Raw genomic sequence first — 16,015 nt, 5'->3', positions numbered from 1 at the left:
CAATTCCCCATAAAAGATTCATGCAGTGTATTCTCCTTCCTCATAGTAAAAACAGTGTATAAACCAGTTGTCTATACGTTTACGAATATAACATCTTAAGTAACTTATCATAATGGACATCGGAGGTCAAACGTCTAATGAAAAGTTTAAATAAAAAGAAAATTCTTCAAAAAAACACATATAAAATAAATAGATATGAAATAGGTTATGTTTTTTATGGAAATATATACATTATGATAACGTTATGCATTGTTTTTGCAGAATAAAGTGTATGAAATGGAAGAATGGATACATTATTTTTATAGAGGGAAGGTAGGGGAAAGGGAGTAATGTGTTGAAATCGTACAAAAAAGCCTTCTAGTAAACTAGAAGGCTTTGAAACTATTAATTAAGGTGCTTTCGTGTATCCTAAGAAGTGGCTCTTCCAATAAGAGTTACTTAATGAAGCGATTGCGACACCTTTATCTCCAGCTTGGATAAATGATCCGCCCCCAAGGTAAATACCCATGTGAGAAGGACCAGATTTATAAGTGTTTTGGAAATAAATTAAGTCACCAGGTTGTGGACTTGAAGTTTGTGGTAGGCTACTCCAATATCCTGCAACACTTTGGCGGCTAATGTTATGACCAAATTTCTTAAATACGTGGTAGATGTAGCCACTGCAGTCAACACCGTTAGCAGAAGTTCCGCCCCAAACGTATGGTACACCTTGCATTGATTTTGCGTATGCAAGTACGGAAGAACTGTCGCCGCTATTGTTGCTTGTATTATTATTGTTGCTATTGTTTTGATTGTTATTTTGGTTATTGTTAGGCTTATTATCTACTGCGCCTCCAACTGGTGTTTTAGAAAGGTAACGTGTTCCGATATAACCAGTTTGACCGTTGTAGTTAATTTTGCTCCATCCAGAGTTTTCAGAGATTACTTGAACCTTCTGTCCTTGTGGAAGTGCGCCTATGATTCTATAATTTGTACCTTCGCCGCTACGTACATTTAGTGCAGAAGCATTAATGTAGTAGTCGCCAATTGCACCTTGGTTAGGTTTTTCAGGTTGTTTTGGTTGCTCAGGAGTAGTAGTGCCACCTTTAACGAATTTTACAAATTCGCTACTAACAAAGCCTGTTTTTCCTTGGTAATTTACTTTAAACCAACCGTTTTCAGATCCAACTACGTTTAATGTTGTACCATTTAAAACGCCACCAATTACACTATGGTAAGCGGCAGGGCCTGTACGAACACGTAGAGATGTAGCGTTAACCACGTAAGAACCACCAGTTTGAATAGTTCCATTATTATTGTTTTGCTCTTGTTTGTTGCCTTCTGTAACGTTTTCGTTAGAACCGCCTTTTGTTACATAGTCTTTGCTTACATAAGCAGTTTGTCCTGCGTAATTGATTTTGAACCAATCTTGAACTTCTCCAACAACTTGTACTACTTGTCCTTTTGTCACAGAACCTACAGTTGTGTGAGAAGTGCTAGGACCTGTACGAACGCGAAGGGAAGATACATTTACTGTATAGTTTCCGCTTGCTGGTTTTACTTCTTGGTTGTTATTATTCGTATTGTTGTTTGAAGAACCTGTATTAGAAGAAACGCCAGATACGAATTCGCCACTTACATAACCTACTTGTCCATTATGGTTAATTTTCACCCAACCATTTTCTTGTCCAATTACGTTTAATGTTTGTCCTTCATATACACGCCCAGAAACAGAACTAGATGTGTTAGGAGCTGTACGTACACGTAATACATCAGCGGTAACTTTATTGTTGCCACCTGTACTTACATTGTTGTTTGCTGCGCCACTTTTTGATACAAATTCGCCACTAACAAAGCCTGTTTGTCCATTAATGTTAATTTTGAACCAACCGTTTTCTTCGCCAATCACGTTTAGTGATTGACCGTTATAAACGCGTGAGATGATGTCGTGAGAAGTGCTTGATCCCGCACGAACATGTAATACGCTCGCGTTTACCTTATAAGATGAGCTGTTTGATGCAGAAGCTTGGACAGTTGTAGCAGCTTTTTGTGTATTTTGTTCAGGTGCAGCTTGAACACTATCAAGTGTAGGTGCTGCTCCTCCTGCTACAGACACTGCCGCAAGACCGGCAAGATACTTTTTCATAATTTGTCGATTCCTTTCTGTCTGTAATGTAGTGAAGAAATATTTACCAACTGTTAAAAATTCTAAAGAGCATGTCGATTACTGTCAAGACTTATATAGGAATCTGAATATGACAAAAAGATTACAAGAAAAAAATCAAGGCATAAAATTACACCTTGATTTCCATTTAAATGCATATATTGAATATGAAAGGACAGAAATTATTCGTGTTTAAGAAGATGCCATATTGGATTGTAATAAGATTTGATTAAAAGATTTTTGCAGTTTTTTGGTGATAGGCCCAACTTGCCCATCTTGAATCGCGGTCCCATCAAGGTGGGTCATTGGTAAAATTTCAATCGTTGTGCCTGTAAAAAAGCATTCATCTGCTTGATAAACGTCACGAACGCTGAAAAGTTCTTCCTGCACAGGAATGTGAAGAGTATTCGCTAAAGAAAGGACATATTGACGAATAATGCCATTTAAAATAAGGTGATTGGCTGGATGTGTGTAAAGCGTTCCGTTTTTAATTAAAAAGAAGTTGGAATGGCTTCCTTCCGTTACAATACCGTTCCTTACGAGAAGTGCCTCTTTACAGCCTTTCCGTTCAGCTTTCGTAGCAGCTAGTACGTTTGGTAATAAATTTAATGATTTAATGTCACAGCGTAGCCATCGAGTATCGGGTTCTGATATAGCGCGTATACCATATTCAATCCATAAAGCTGGTCGTTCTTTTTTTGTAATATAGGCATAAATTGTCGGAGGGTTGTCATATGAAAATACATGTGTGCGAGCTTGTACACCACGAGATACTTGCAAATAAATGGTGCCATCTTCGTGGAAATGGTTTCGTTCAATTAATTTGTAAAGTAAAGTGATGAGCTCAGCTTTTGAGAAAGGGAGCGATAATTCTACTTCTTCCATGGATCGATATAATCTCGTTATGTGCGGATCTAATAAATGAAAGTTCCCTTTATATAGGCGAATAACCTCATAGACACCATCTCCGAACTGCGAACCTCTCTCTTCAAGTTCTATGTACGTTTGTTGTTTTGTTGTATCAATAACTTCATCATTCCAAAGTACAAATTTTTCGTATGCCAATTTCCGTCCCATCCTTTCGTAAGTACGTAAGTAACGTGAAACTTTCATTCATGCGAGATAAAAATCACTATAGTAATTTTTATGTGAGCAATTCTCTACATATGACCATATATGTATTTGTAAATCATAGAGAAATAAGGATGATCTACCCCGCATTAACGGCAGTAAAGCCCCTACTTACAAATTCGGGTAGAGCAAAGAAGTGAAGTGGGCGAATCACTGCCCGTAAATGCCCGATTGATGAGGGCTGATTAAAGTTTCACTTTACAGCATTTTGTATATACAAATTCGAAAATAAGAAATGAGAATCCTGCTTTTAAATAAAAAAAAGCAACATTCTTATGGAATGCTGCACAAGGAGGGTAGCTATCTTTCATAGGGACATTGTCTCGTTGAATGCTTTGTGTATGGAAACAAAACAAGTTGAAAGACAATTATAAGAAAGTAGAAACAAAAGATTTACACATTTCTTTAAGGGATCTTACGAAAGATGAGAGATAAGAAATATGTAGAACCTCGTTTACATATTTTATTATAGAGATTCTTCATTAACACTATGTGAATATTTGGTAAAGGTTATGTAATTTTAAAGTTAATGAATATAAGTAGTTGTATGGAAGAAAATAAAAAAGAGGCTGAGATTACTCAGCGCTCTTCTTTTCTTCTTTAATAACTGTTTTTACTTCACCAGTTTTGATCTTATTACTTTCAGAGAAGCGAAGTAAGTCACCTTCAATGATTTTATCAGACATGTTCAATTCATTTTGGGCACGATCAATTAGTGGCTGGGATTCTTCTTTCGGTAATTGTACAACTTCGCCAGTAGCACGGTCATAGAATGTACTGTTTGTGTACATGTATTTATCTGTAACGAAGCTACCGTCACGAAGAACAACGAATCCTTTATTATCAGGTGAGAATACATCATGACCGAATCGAACGTCATTTGTAGAATCTACACCAAGTAAGTTTAGAATAGTTGGTTTAATGTCAATTTCACCAGTTGGTTTCGAAATTGTTTTACCTTCTTTTTGACCTGGAACGTGAATAAACATCGGTGTTTTTTGTAAGTTCATATGGTCAAATGCAGTGATTTCTTCTTTTCCTAAGAACTGTGCCATTGCACGGTTATGGTTTTCAGAAATACCGTAGTGGTCACCGTAGAATACGATTACTGAGTTGTCGTAAATACCTTCTGCTTTTAGACGCTCAATAAAGTGTTTCATTGCTTCGTCTAAGTAACGAGCAGTTACCATGTAACGGTCAAATACTCCATCACCAGAATTGTATTCATCGATTAATTTTGTACTGTCATCGTAAGTGAATGGGTAATGATTCGTTAAAGTAAGGAAGCGAGTATAGAATGGTTGCTTCACTTGTTTTAACATATCAATAGATTGATCGAAGTATTCGATATCTTTTAATCCCCAATTTAATTTTGTTTCTGGCGTAATCTTGTAATCAAGCTCGTTGTAGTAACGATCATAACCAAGTGCTGGATACATAATGTTACGGTTCCAGAATGTTGCGTTGTTTGCGTGGAATACCGACGTGTGATACCCTTGCTGACGTAAAATTTCTGGAGTTGCTGTATATTCATTGTTACCGTGTGTGAAGAATACAGCACCGCGGTCTAGTGGATATAACGAAGTATCTACTAGGAATTCAGCATCAGATGTTTTACCTTGACCAGTTTGATGGAAGAAGTTATCAAAGTAATAACTTTCTTTCGTAAATTGGTTTAAGAATGGTGTAACTTCTTGTCCATTAACTGTTGCACCAATTAAGAATGTTTGTAATGACTCAAGAGAGACAACAATTACGTTTTTCCCTTTTGCAGTACCGAACATATTTGGATCTGGTTTACTTTGTGTTGTTTTTACGTAGTTTTCTGTTTCTTGTAATTTACTACCGTCAGCGAACGCTTTTTGTGAACTTGATTTTGCTTGTAAGCCAAGATCGTATACTTGATGTACATATAATCCTAAGTTTTTAACAAGCATAACGCGGTCGAATGAACGTGTTAATAGTTCTGGGCGTTCAGCTTCTGCAAGTCCTAAGTTTGCGAAGAAAATAGCAACTGTTGATACGAAGTATAGAGAACGCATCGGGCGTGCTACACGCTCTGTAGGTGCAAAGTTCTTCATTTTCTTTAATAGAACGAAGAAAACGATAATGTCTGCAAATGCAAGAATAATTTTGTAGTTAAATAATTCTTTCACACTAGAACCTAAACTTCCGAAGTTAGATGTTTGTCCTAGCACCGGTAATGTAACGAAGTCATTGTAGAATCCGTAGAACATTACGTTACCAACAAGAACGATTGTTAAGACAAAATTAATTCCAAGTGCTATATAGTTACGTTTTTTCCCTTTTGCAAATAATGCAAGACCAACAAGCAGTAATGATGCTGCTAATGGGCTAAGGAATAAAATGAATTCTTGCATGAAAGATTCAAGTTTTAAATCAAAGCTTGTGCGTGTAATAAGGTAAGTTTTCAGCCATAAGGCTAAAGCTACGAATACAGTGAAACGCACATTTTGAAATTGTGATTTCAAGGTTTCTTTCATTCATTTCCACCCTTTCTCTATCAGGCTTGGTCGATTTTGGAGCGAAAAATGCTAAAATAAAAAATACATAGTTTTCTTGGCCATAATTAAAGGTTCTATATTCACCCATATACGACTATAACTATGCATACCCTTTTGGTTTCTTTTGTTGCTCATAAGCATAACGTCATTTCTGTATTATACAACAAAATTCATTTCTGAGAAACACTATAACATTTTACATTTTTTGTATAAGATTTGTCACTACCAGAGAAAACTTTAACATTCGTTTATATGTCCGTCAACTAGAAAATATAACAAAGGTAGAGCAGAATGTTAAGTGGAAGTGAAAATTTTCTTTGTTGAGAAATAAGAAATGAAGATGGGTAAGGGTTATCTAGAAATCTATTATATGAAGGAAATAGTGTGAAAATTAACGAACACTTGTTCTTTTTTGGTTTGTTTGTTACAATAAAAGTTCATTGATAGGTTTTGTGTAATTTCCATGAACTTTTACTGATAACATATTGTAGCTTATTTCTTTTTAAAAATAGGGAGGCTTTTTACATGAAACAAAAATTTTCAGTTGAAGCGTTTTGGAAGAAAGTAAAACATGTTGCAAAGCAAGCAGGGCAATCTGTCATTTATGCAAGTTTATTACTGTTTTACGTTTTGCAAAGACCCGATGTTCCAAAACGAGTGAAAATTATTGTAATTGGAGCACTTGCTTATTTTATTGCACCGATTGATGCGATTCCAGATTTCATTGCTGGAATTGGCTATACGGATGATTTGGGGGCGTTAACGGCCGCACTAATACAGGTGTCGTTATACGTCAATGAAGATGTGAAAGATAAGGCACGAGTGAAGTTGGCAGAATGGTTTGGTTCGGATATAGACACAACATTTATCGATCAGAAATTAGGTCAATAGGTGAAACCTGTCATAAGGTGACAGGACGAACGTAAGCGAGGAAGTGCATTATGCCATCAGGAAGAACGCATACGAAAATAAACTTAATATCCCTTCCGGTTGTTTTGTTTTTGCTCTTTTCGTATGGATTAACAAATTTTGATTTTTTATTAACTTTTGCGATTGGTTTTTTAGTAGGTACTTCATTTTTAACACCAGATTTAGATACGTACAGTAATGCTTATAACAAATGGGGTTTCTTACGTATATTTTGGTATCCTTATAAGAAAGTAATGCCGCATCGATCTTTCTTTACACATACGATTATACTTGGTGATGTAATTCGTATTGCGTACATGTTAATCGTCTTTTCTCCATTTTTATTACTATTAAATGTAATCGCACTGGATGGTAATTTAATAGAAATTGCGAAGAAGCATGAGGTTGAAATTGTAACGTTCTTAATGGGAATTGTTGTGGCAAGTACGCTCCACATTATAGCGGATAAAGTGAATACGCGCCGAAAGAAAATGATGAGAAAAAAGAAGAAACGCAGAAGATAAAGTGAACGAATTAGGAAAAGGGCCCCTTGCAAATTGCAAGGGGCCCTTTTTAAACAAACATTTGTTTAAAATTAAGCTTTCAGCACTTTAATTCCTTTTACAATGTTCCAGATGAAGTAGTATAAGCTGATGATTCCGCAAATAGCTAAGACAATCATTGATCCAATTCCAAGTGTTACATCTGGTTGGTCAGATCCAAGACCCATAATTCCTAAAATAGCTAGGCCGATAAATGTAGCGATACTTGGAATGATGTGTGTCCATAGAGCACGTTTTGCATGTGGCTTTGTTTCAGCGTCCCCCACAATCCAAACGATAATTGGGAATAAGATAGGGGCAAATAGTACACTAAAGTATGATAACGCAGCTAATATTTTATTTCCGTTCATATATATCACCTCATAAATAATTTCTGTTGTTATACTATTATTATGCAATAATTTTGGCAAACTTCCTATCGATGAACATTACAAGAACGTGACGATTTTGTAAGATTTTCTGTTAAATAATAAAATTTTCAAAAAAATCTTTTTTAATAGAAATTGTTATGGTACAGTATAAATGAAAGTTGTTGAAAACGTTTTCTTAAACGTTTTTTTATTTTAGGCTTAAAGGTATGATGACCTGATAGTCTATTGATGAGGTTATTCTATTTAAAAGGGGATTCTTTAGGGGGAGAGAACAATGAACACATGGACACAAGTTTATGATCCATTCGGAAACATTTGGATTTCGGCAGCGGTCGCACTTATTCCGATTATCTTTTTTTTCTTAGCTTTAGCAGTTTTCCGCATGAAGGGGTATGTGGCAGGATTTATTACAGTTGTACTTACAGTTTTAGTAGCGTTATTCGCTTATAAAATGCCGTTCACGATGGCAATGGCAGCAACCGGGTACGGTTTTTTGTACGGGTTATGGCCAATTGCTTGGATTATCATTATGTCCGTATTTTTATATAAAATTTCTGTAAAAACAGGTCAATTTGATGTGATTCGTGCATCGGTATTATCGATTACGAACGATCATCGTCTACTCGTTATTTTAATTGGATTTTCATTTGGAGCATTTTTAGAAGGAGCAGCAGGATTTGGGGCACCAGTAGCGATTACAGCAGCGCTTCTTGCGGGTCTTGGGTTAAATCCTTTATACGCAGCAGGTCTTTGTTTGATTGCAAATACTGCACCAGTGGCGTTCGGAGCGATGGGAATTCCGATTACAGTTGCTGGACAAGTAACAGGTATTGATCCACATAAAATTGGACAAATGGCTGGGCATCAATTACCGTTCCTATCATTATTTGTTCCATTCTTTATCGTATTTTTAATGGATGGATTTAAAGGTATAAGACAAACGTGGCCTGCGTTACTTGTAGCGGGTAGTTCATTTGCGATTACGCAGTTCATTACAGCGACATTTTTAGGACCGGAACTTCCGGATATTACATCGGCACTTGTAAGTTTAATTAGTTTAGCGCTGTTCTTAAAAGTTTGGCAGCCGAAAGAAATTTATCAATCTGGGCAAGCAAATAGTGAAGTAGCAGTAACAACGACAGCGGCATCGATGCCGAAATTAACGTTTGGAAAAGTAGTGAAAGCATGGTCTCCATTTATCGTATTAACGGTTATGGTAGTCATTTGGAGCCAAAGTTTCTTTAAGGCATTATTCGCTCCAGGAGGGGCTTTAGAAAGTCTTGTATTTAAGTTTGAAATTCCAGGTCTGCATAATCTAGTAATGAAAGCAGAGCCAATTGTAAATAAACCAACGCCTTACGAGGCAATTTTGAAGTTTGATGTATTATCGGCAACTGGAACAGCGATTTTAATTGCTTGTATCATTTCCATGTTTATTTTGAAAATGAATGTAAAAGATGCAGTAGTGACATTTAAAGAAACGTTAAGCGAATTAAAAATGCCAATTCTATCTATCGGATTCGTACTAGGGTTTGCATTTATCGCAAACTATTCTGGTCTATCTTCTACGTTAGCGTTAGCATTGGCCGGAACTGGCGGACTATTTCCGTTCTTCTCACCATTCTTAGGCTGGATTGGCGTATTCCTAACAGGGTCTGATACGTCTGCGAATGCACTGTTCTCAAATTTACAAGCCATTACAGCGCAGCAAGTCGGCGTATCTGAAGTGCTTCTCGTTGCAGCAAATACAACAGGCGGTGTAACAGGTAAAATGATTTCCCCACAGTCGATTGCGATCGCTTGTGCGGCGGTTGGTCTTGCCGGAAAAGAATCAGATTTGTTCCGTTTCACAGTGAAGCATAGTTTGTTCTTCGTAATTATTGTTGGTATTATGACGTATGTGCAGGCGTATTATTTAACGTGGATGATTCCGTAAATAGCAAAAGAAATAAACTTTTCATTTTTCAGATTATCGTGTATGATGGGAAAGTATTGAAAATTAAATCAGTGATAAACTAGGGGTGCCTAACGTATGCGTAGGCTGAGAGAGAAGCGCGTGAACTTCTTAACCCTTTGGACCTGATCTGGCTCGTACCAGCGTAGGGAAGTTAACGGCTTTACATAATGATGTCTTTATGAGCCAGGTCCTTATTTTTTTATGGACCTGGCTCTTTTTATTTTGGCATGCGCTGGCCATATCTCGTCCTTGTCACGAACAGGGGGGCAACAAAATTTATGAAACAATCTGTTTCAGCTGAGCAAATTGAATTGAAATCGAGTTTACCAGGGAGTAAGAAAGTATATGTGGATGGACCACGAGAAGGTATGAAAGTGCCGATGCGTGAGATTGAACAAAGCGAAACGAATGGTGTCCCAAATCCACCAATCCGTGTGTATGATACGAGCGGTCCTTATACAGATCCTGCGTATAAGGTCGAGTTGGAAAAAGGAATTCCAACGCCGCGCCACTCTTGGATTATGGGGCGTGGTGATGTAGAAGCATACGAAGGGCGTGAAATGAAACCAGAGGATGACGGTGTGAAAGTAGCTTCGAAGCATACACCTGTTTTCCCGCAAATGGATCGCCAGCCACTTAGAGCAAAGCAAGGTGCAAATGTTACGCAAATGCACTATGCACGTAATGGCATTATTACGTCTGAGATGGAATACGTTGCGATTCGTGAAGGGGTAGAGCCGGAGTTTGTTCGTAAGGAAATCGCAGAAGGCCGCGCTATTTTACCAGCGAATATTAATCATCCAGAAGCTGAACCGATGATCATCGGGCGTAATTTCCATGTGAAGGTAAACGCCAATATCGGAAACTCAGCTGTATCTTCTTCGATTGCAGAAGAAGTAGAGAAGATGACGTGGGCAACGCGCTGGGGTGCAGATACGATTATGGATTTATCTACAGGTAAAAATATTCATACGACGCGTGAGTGGATTATTCGTAACGCGCCTGTACCAGTTGGAACTGTACCGATCTATCAAGCGCTGGAAAAAGTAAACGGAATTGCAGAAGATTTAACGTGGGAAGTATATCGTGATACGTTAATTGAGCAGGCGGAGCAAGGCGTTGATTACTTTACGATTCACGCGGGTGTATTGCTTCGTTACATTCCAATCACGGCAAAGCGTACGACAGGTATCGTTTCGCGCGGTGGTTCGATTATGGCGCAGTGGTGTTTATTCCATCATAAAGAAAACTTCCTATATACTCACTTTGAAGAGATTTGTGAAATTATGAAGCAGTACGATGTTTCGTTCTCTCTTGGAGATGGATTACGCCCAGGGTCTATTGCAGATGCAAATGACGAAGCACAGTTTTCTGAGCTTGAAACACTTGGTGAATTAACAAAAATTGCTTGGAAACATGATGTGCAAGTTATGATTGAAGGACCTGGACACGTACCGATGCACTTAATTAAAGAGAATATGGAGAAAGAGCTTGATATTTGTCAGGGCGCGCCGTTTTACACACTTGGGCCGCTAACGACAGATATTGCACCAGGTTACGACCATATTACATCTGCAATTGGAGCTGCGATGATTGGCTGGTTTGGAACAGCGATGCTTTGTTATGTAACGCCGAAAGAACATTTAGGTTTGCCAAACAAAGATGATGTACGCACGGGTGTTATTACGTACAAAATTGCAGCGCATGCGGCTGATCTTGCGAAAGGACATAAAACGGCTCATCAGCGTGATGATGCACTTTCAAAAGCACGCTTCGAATTCCGTTGGCGCGATCAATTTAATTTATCTTTAGATCCTGAACGTGCGATGGAATATCATGATGAAACGTTGCCTGCAGAAGGGGCAAAGACAGCTCACTTCTGTTCAATGTGTGGACCGAAGTTTTGTAGTATGAGAATTTCACATGATATTCGTGAGTATGCAAAAGAAAATGATTTAGAAACGACAGAAGCAATTGAAAAAGGAATGAAAGAGAAAGCAGAAGAATTTAAAGAAGCTGGTAGTCATTTATATCAATAACATGTTACACCTCTTTACTTAATTGATCACACTGTAGTACCTAACTTTATTATAGAAGAAGCCCCATTTGCTAAGACGGTAGCAAATGGGGCTTCTGTTGTTTATAAGGCGAAGAAGAGATGTACCCAGTAGAATAAGAGGAATAGTGTGACGACTGTTGTGAGCGGGATAACGATAAGGGATACACTTAAATAGTCTTTCCATTTTACTTTAATTTTGTTTTGTTTCAGAATATACATCCAAATGAGTGAAGCTAGCGTACCAATTGGTAGTAATAGTGAACCGATGTCACTACCAATGATGTTTGCAAGATAGATAGTTTTTAATGTGACTGGATCTAGTCCCATTTCTGTTAATGTGATTGTACCAATCATAAGGGCAGGATGGTTATTGAAGACGTTAGAGAGGATGGATACAAGTCCGCCCATTGCAAAGCTAGCATAGAGTAGATGCTGATTCACAACTGGCTCGAGCCATTGTACAAGTGCAGCTGTTAATCCTGCGTTGTGTAGTCCGTAAATAATGACGTACATAGAGAAGGCGAAAATTAAAATGTGCCACGGTGTCTTTTTCAAAATGTCGACAGGATTTGTTCGTAAGTAGTACCATCTCCAAATGAGAAGAACGAGTGAACCAAGTACTGCAACGATTTCAATTGGGATGGATAAGAAGGATGCAACGAATAGAAGACAGCGCATCAGGAAGACGAAACCTAATACTTTTAACATGAATCTTGTCCGTTTTTGTTTCGTATCGACAGAATTATTTCCTTTTAGTGGATGGAAGTTTTTCGTGAAGAAAATTTCTTCAATATCATATGAAGAAACAGGTAATTTTTTCGGAAGTTTTTTCTTCAAAACTGTATACATGAGCCATGACATAAATAATAAGCCTAATGTTGCAGGTACAAACATCATAGCGGTATGCATATAAAGAGTCATATGGACGATGTTTAATGCGATTAAATTTACGATATTACTTACACCAATTGGTGCACTAGATGCTGTAGCGATTAAAGCACCACTTAATAAATAAGGAATTTGTTGATGTGGTTTTAATTGAAGGTTTTTTAGAAGAAGAATTAAAATGGGAGTTGTAATTAAAATACTACCGTCGTTATTAAATAAAAGAGTCATAAGAAAACATAATAATTGAATATACCAGTATAGACGGCGTCCAGAACCTTTCGCTAGATTTGCCAGTTTCGCTGCGGACCAATGGAAGAAGCCGAAGCTTTCTAATATAACTGCCATAACAATAGTTGCTAATATTGTTATGGAAGCACCGCCAATTTTACTTATAATATCCATGATGTCTGGTTTTGATACAAGTCCAGTAATTATGATGATACCAGCTCCGATTGCTGCTGGCCATGCCTCATTTAAGCCGCGAGGTCGCCAAAAGATAACGATCATCGTTAAGAAAAATACAATAATAGTAATCCATATTTCAATGCTCATATTTTGCCTACCTTTCTATTTTCCCTTGAACAGATGTAGCTTGTCTCAAGTTTATATTGGTAGTATATTCAGCAAAAAATAAGAAGAACTAGACGTATAACGAGATGAACCGAATATGTGTTTTTCATGCTAAAGGACAAGTGTCACGAATAGTGAAATAACTATTATGAGAGGAGTCTATAAATTATTGGGCAGTAAGATAGTAAATGAAATTTATATGGGCGATTATTGAGATATATTGGCGCAAGTTAAAATATATCAGCGATTATTGAGATATATCGGCGCAACTCAAAATATATCAGCGATTATTGAAATATATCGGCGCAACTCAAAATATATCAGCGATTTTTAAAATATATCGACTTATCGACAAAACACGACAAAAGGAGCCCATCCCAAAATGCCTTTTGGAACAGACTCCAATGCTATATTATTTTTCCTTCAAAAAAGTACGATCCTTCAAGAATAAGTTCCAGAAGAAAATAAATCCTGGTAATAAAATTGCAATCCCAATTGCGTATAGAATGAGCAGTGCATAGAACGTTTCTTTCGTTGTAAAGCTTGTAAATACAGTTACGTCAGGATAAATAATATACGGTAAATGCGCGACCCCGTAAGCATAGCTTGCAAATGCATATTGAGCGACGACAGCTAAAACGGCAATGCGAGGGTATCCTAGTGTATTGTACTTTTTGTTTGTCCACCAAAGGGACGAGTATCCGATAACGAATAAAACAATAGAAACTGTAAACCACGGGAATTGCTTTATTAATCCTTGCATAACCCAATGTGTTTCTGGATCCATTACAACGAGGGCAATAATTGCCGTAACGAGCGTTGCAGGACCAAGGATGATAGCATTTCTTCTATAAATTCTATACGTATCTTCTGAACTTTGTTCTCTCGAAAAATCAGCAAGAAAGAGAGAGGAGAGAAATAGTTCAGAAGTTAGTCCGAAGAGCATATAACAGTAGATAACTGGGCTAGAAAGAAGTTTTCCATATAGGAGTACTTCCTTTCCTTCAGACATTGTAATATAGGCTCCCTCTGTAACGGGTAAAACGGTAATTAATAGTGCTGGAATTAATAGACCAGTAATACCTGAAATAACCCGAAGAAGGTATTGGTATTTTGGCAAGGAGTAAGCAAATACCATAAATGTACTACGTACTGCAATGAGCACTAAAATTAACATAACTGGTACGAACATTACTGTCGCAAGAGTAAAGGCCGCTTTCGGAAAGAAGCCGAGAAATGCGACAACGACGAAAACGAGAAACGTATTTGTTACTTCCCAAGTTGGTGATAAGTACCGATTCGCAAGTTTAGCAGCGAGCGTCGGATGTTTTGCGTATACCATGCCCCAAAAACCAGCGCCAAAATCAATGGACCCTAGTATACTGTATACGAAAATAAGGGCCCATAAGATGATGATTGCAATACTTTCCTCATACATGAGAATCGCCTCCTTGGTGTTGTAAATCATTCTTTAATGGATGTCTTCTAAAGAATGTCCGTAGAACAATGACTGTTAAAATAGCGAGTCCAATATACAAAATGATGAACAAAACAAATAAAGGACCGACGAAATCAGCGCGTGTAGATGCATCGACGGTACGTTGCATACCATAAATTGTCCATGGTTGACGACCGCTACAACTGAAAATCCATCCGAATTCAATACCGAGCATCATAATTGGTCCGCATGCGGCAGCCCCCCAAAGTAGCCACTTCGGTAGTTCTGTTCCCTTTTTTCGGTACACGAAATACCAATATAAGAGTGCAATTGTTGCAACAGCAAAGGTAAACGCAGCAGTTCCTACCATTAAGTTGAATAGTGTATGTGTATAAAATGGTGGCCATGTTTCTTGTGGGAATTCGTTTAGTCCTTTTACGACAGTGCTAGGGTCTAGTCCCACTAATAAGCTAAGCATGTTTGGAATTTCAAGTGCATAGTTTAGTTCAAGTGTATTAGGATCCACAACTCCGCCAATGGATAGCGGTGCGTGTGATGTCGTTTCAAATAAAGCTTCAGCAGATGCAAGTTTTTCAGGTGAGTGTTTATGTAAGGCAATCGCTGATTCATGTCCTGAAAGCCACATCGTAGCGCCTGTAATAAATGTAACGACAAGCCCTAATAGCAGCCCTTTTTTATGATAAGCAATTTCACGTGTACTTAAATTTTTCTTCAATAATTTAAATCCAGCAATAGAAGCAATGACAGCCGCACCGGTTGCATAAGCCGTAATAACGACATGAAATGCACTTGTGCCAAAACTTGGATTAAAGAAAGCTTTCCACGGATCAACGTTAAAAACAGATCCATCTGGATTCATTGAAAAGCCTGCTGGTGTATTCATCCATGTATTTGCTGATGTAATAAGCACGGCGGATGCCGTGGCACCAAGCATGACGAAAAATAGCGAGATTAATCTCATAAATGGAGGAAGTTTATCAGCTGCATATACGTAAATCGACATGAATAAAGCCTCCAAAAAGAAGGCGAAAATCTCAATTTGGAAGGGAACAGAAATAACTTGCCCAACAATTTTGGCGAAACCAGGCCAAAGAAGTGAGATTTGCACACCAACAATTGTTCCAGTTGGAATTGCTACACCGAGAAGAATAGCAAACGCCTTTGTCCATCTTTTCGCCATAATGGCATAGTCGGAGTCTTTCTTCCAGTGATAGAGTATTTCGCTTATAAAAATCATCAATGAAAGTCCGACGCCAAGTGTTGCAAAAATAATGTGGAATGCTAATGAAGAACCAAAAAATGCTCTTGCTAATGTTACCGTATCCATATGTAAACTCCTCTTCTTTTTTGCCATTATTTTCTGATTGAATTGGAAGATTTATTCAAAAAAACTACCAAAAATATATATGTATTTAAAAAGTGAATATGATAATATAATGT

The 16,015-nt window shown here is 37.7% G+C and carries 11 protein-coding genes and 1 riboswitch; of the genes, 4 read left to right on the top strand and 7 right to left on the bottom strand.

Features of this window, described 5'->3' with window-relative positions; all coding sequences use genetic code 11:
• Positions 1-388: 388 nt before the first annotated feature.
• The 3 genes from ABWK52_RS14200 to ABWK52_RS14190 all read right to left on the bottom strand — a co-directional run bounded on the left by ABWK52_RS14200 (position 389) and on the right by ABWK52_RS14190 (position 5,778).
• Positions 389-2,125 carry an SH3 domain-containing protein gene (locus ABWK52_RS14200; protein ID WP_097998792.1) on the bottom strand — a complete coding sequence of 579 codons (1,737 nt, stop codon included), beginning with the start codon at positions 2,123-2,125 and terminating at the stop codon, positions 389-391.
• Between the two features lie 210 nt (positions 2,126-2,335).
• Positions 2,336-3,220 carry a D-amino-acid transaminase gene (locus ABWK52_RS14195; RefSeq protein WP_074595267.1) on the bottom strand — a complete coding sequence of 295 codons (885 nt, stop codon included), beginning with the start codon at positions 3,218-3,220 and terminating at the stop codon, positions 2,336-2,338.
• Between the two features lie 629 nt (positions 3,221-3,849).
• Entirely contained in the window at positions 3,850-5,778 is a 1,929-nt protein-coding gene (locus tag ABWK52_RS14190) for an LTA synthase family protein (RefSeq protein WP_000665358.1), read from the bottom strand.
• Between the two features lie 546 nt (positions 5,779-6,324).
• On the opposite strand from ABWK52_RS14190, the gene ABWK52_RS14185 reads away from it, so the two are divergent.
• Together ABWK52_RS14185 and ABWK52_RS14180 are read left to right on the top strand one after the other, a co-directional pair.
• Positions 6,325-6,690 carry a YkvA family protein gene (locus ABWK52_RS14185; protein ID WP_000810369.1) on the top strand — a complete coding sequence of 122 codons (366 nt, stop codon included), beginning with the start codon at positions 6,325-6,327 and terminating at the stop codon, positions 6,688-6,690.
• 50 nt (positions 6,691-6,740) lie between these two features.
• On the top strand, positions 6,741-7,232 hold the full coding sequence (locus ABWK52_RS14180; RefSeq protein ID WP_001139060.1) for a metal-binding protein: 492 nt from the start codon (positions 6,741-6,743) through the stop codon (positions 7,230-7,232).
• 71 nt (positions 7,233-7,303) lie between these two features.
• Here the strand turns inward: ABWK52_RS14180 and ABWK52_RS14175 are convergent, their stop codons facing one another.
• Entirely contained in the window at positions 7,304-7,621 is a 318-nt protein-coding gene (locus tag ABWK52_RS14175; protein WP_016110981.1) for a DUF4870 domain-containing protein, read from the bottom strand.
• Positions 7,622-7,916: 295 nt separating this feature from the next.
• On the opposite strand from ABWK52_RS14175, the gene lldP reads away from it, so the two are divergent.
• Together lldP and thiC are read left to right on the top strand one after the other, a co-directional pair.
• Positions 7,917-9,578: an L-lactate permease gene (gene lldP, locus ABWK52_RS14170; protein ID WP_001099339.1), complete on the top strand. Its 1,662-nt coding sequence runs from the start codon at positions 7,917-7,919 to the stop codon at positions 9,576-9,578.
• Positions 9,579-9,649: 71 nt separating this feature from the next.
• A riboswitch (TPP riboswitch) is annotated at positions 9,650-9,765 on the top strand.
• A gap of 112 nt (positions 9,766-9,877) precedes the next feature.
• Entirely contained in the window at positions 9,878-11,638 is a 1,761-nt protein-coding gene (gene thiC, locus ABWK52_RS14165; protein WP_000814476.1) for a phosphomethylpyrimidine synthase ThiC, read from the top strand.
• Positions 11,639-11,739: 101 nt separating this feature from the next.
• Here thiC and ABWK52_RS14160 read toward each other — a convergent pair whose 3' ends face one another.
• The 3 genes from ABWK52_RS14160 to cydA all read right to left on the bottom strand — a co-directional run bounded on the left by ABWK52_RS14160 (position 11,740) and on the right by cydA (position 15,902).
• Positions 11,740-13,098, bottom strand: a complete 1,359-nt coding sequence (locus ABWK52_RS14160) for an arsenic transporter (protein ID WP_000021120.1) — start codon at positions 13,096-13,098, stop codon at positions 11,740-11,742.
• Positions 13,099-13,528: 430 nt separating this feature from the next.
• Positions 13,529-14,554 (bottom strand): cytochrome d ubiquinol oxidase subunit II, encoded by a 1,026-nt coding sequence (locus ABWK52_RS14155; protein WP_000272788.1) that lies wholly within the window; start codon positions 14,552-14,554, stop codon positions 13,529-13,531.
• On the bottom strand, positions 14,547-15,902 hold the full coding sequence (gene cydA, locus ABWK52_RS14150; protein WP_000381987.1) for a cytochrome ubiquinol oxidase subunit I: 1,356 nt from the start codon (positions 15,900-15,902) through the stop codon (positions 14,547-14,549). The genes ABWK52_RS14155 and cydA overlap by 8 nt, the downstream gene beginning before the upstream one ends.
• Positions 15,903-16,015 lie beyond the last annotated feature (113 nt).

The sequence above is a fragment of the Bacillus sp. AP50 genome, from assembly GCF_040492675.1.
Lineage (GTDB): Bacteria > Bacillota > Bacilli > Bacillales > Bacillaceae_G > Bacillus_A > Bacillus_A cereus.
Note: the sequence above shows the minus strand (reverse complement) of the source record. Positions and strands in the feature narration are given on the sequence as shown.

Coding starts and splice junctions, on each gene's coding strand:
- cydA (WP_000381987.1), bottom strand. CDS start 15,902: ATGGATACGGTAACATTAGCAAGAGCATTTTTTGGTTCTTCATTAGCA.
- ABWK52_RS14185 (WP_000810369.1), top strand. CDS start 6,325: ATGAAACAAAAATTTTCAGTTGAAGCGTTTTGGAAGAAAGTAAAACAT.
- ABWK52_RS14155 (WP_000272788.1), bottom strand. CDS start 14,554: ATGTATGAGGAAAGTATTGCAATCATCATCTTATGGGCCCTTATTTTC.
- thiC (WP_000814476.1), top strand. CDS start 9,878: ATGAAACAATCTGTTTCAGCTGAGCAAATTGAATTGAAATCGAGTTTA.
- ABWK52_RS14160 (WP_000021120.1), bottom strand. CDS start 13,098: ATGAGCATTGAAATATGGATTACTATTATTGTATTTTTCTTAACGATG.
- ABWK52_RS14195 (WP_074595267.1), bottom strand. CDS start 3,220: ATGGGACGGAAATTGGCATACGAAAAATTTGTACTTTGGAATGATGAA.
- ABWK52_RS14200 (WP_097998792.1), bottom strand. CDS start 2,125: ATGAAAAAGTATCTTGCCGGTCTTGCGGCAGTGTCTGTAGCAGGAGGA.
- ABWK52_RS14180 (WP_001139060.1), top strand. CDS start 6,741: ATGCCATCAGGAAGAACGCATACGAAAATAAACTTAATATCCCTTCCG.
- ABWK52_RS14175 (WP_016110981.1), bottom strand. CDS start 7,621: ATGAACGGAAATAAAATATTAGCTGCGTTATCATACTTTAGTGTACTA.
- lldP (WP_001099339.1), top strand. CDS start 7,917: ATGAACACATGGACACAAGTTTATGATCCATTCGGAAACATTTGGATT.
- ABWK52_RS14190 (WP_000665358.1), bottom strand. CDS start 5,778: ATGAAAGAAACCTTGAAATCACAATTTCAAAATGTGCGTTTCACTGTA.